Below are 942 nucleotides of genomic sequence, written 5' to 3'. Positions count from 1 at the left end.
ATCATGGTTTTCGCCGTCGCCCGCGCCTTGGTGGAGGAAGAGTTCGGATCATCGAACTGCGCGACGCGCGCCTCGAAATCATCGACGATCGGCTGCAGCAGCCGTTGCGAGGCTTCTGCCGCACCTGAAAACGCGCCCAGCCAGACGCCGAAAGCATGATTGGCAAGCCCGAGGCCAAGCGCCGACATCGCCGCCGCACCCGCCACAGGATGCACGAAAAGGTTGACGGCACTGGCCATCTCCTTCGGCATCATCCTGGTCAAGTCCTGGTTCATCTTGTCGATCTGGTCCAAATTGGGCATCAGCGGGTTCGAATACGGCGCCATAGAGTTCTCCTGGTCGTTTCGTCGTTCGCCCGCCCTTCGCTGCGGACTTTCGTCCGCGTAAAACGTTCTTCTATTCCGCCGCCACCATCACAGGCTCGGCCCGGTGCGCATTGCGCGAAAACTCGTCGATGCGCCGCTCCACTTCGCCGCGGAAATGCCGCATCAGGCCCTGGATCGGCCATGCCGCCGCGTCGCCCAGCGCGCAGATCGTATGGCCTTCGATCTGCTTGGTGACGTCGAGCAGCATATCGATCTCGCGCTTCTGCGCCTCGCCGCGCACCAGCCGTTCCATCACCCGCCACATCCAGCCGGTGCCTTCGCGGCATGGCGTGCACTGGCCGCAGCTCTCGTGCTTGTAGAAGTAGGAAAGCCGCGCGATCGCCTTCACGACATCGGTCGACTTGTCCATGACGATGACAGCCGCGGTTCCAAGGCCGGATTTGAGGTCGCGCAGCGCGTCGAAATCCATCGGCGCGTCGATGATCTGCTCGGCCGGCACCAGCGGCACCGAAGCGCCGCCCGGTATGACCGCCAAAAGATTGTCCCAGCCGCCGCGAATGCCGCCGCAATGCGTCTCGATCAGTTCGCGGAACGGGATCGACATCGCCTCTTCGAC

At 63.2% G+C, this 942-nt stretch carries 1 protein-coding gene and 1 pseudogene; both read right to left on the bottom strand.

The features are described from left to right. Nucleotides 1–326: pseudogene (locus EN925_RS37535) on the bottom strand (NADH-ubiquinone dehydrogenase); the annotation flags it as partial. A gap of 70 nt (nucleotides 327–396) precedes the next feature. Then, nucleotides 397–942 (bottom strand): NADH-ubiquinone oxidoreductase-F iron-sulfur binding region domain-containing protein (locus tag EN925_RS37530; RefSeq protein WP_281040708.1); only part of this gene is annotated, 546 nt, incomplete at its 5' end.

The organism is Mesorhizobium sp. M7A.F.Ca.US.006.04.2.1 (assembly GCF_004022915.1).
Lineage (GTDB): Bacteria > Pseudomonadota > Alphaproteobacteria > Rhizobiales > Rhizobiaceae > Mesorhizobium > Mesorhizobium ciceri.
The sequence above is the reverse complement of the archived record's forward strand: the minus strand, read 5'-3'. Positions and strand labels throughout refer to the sequence as shown.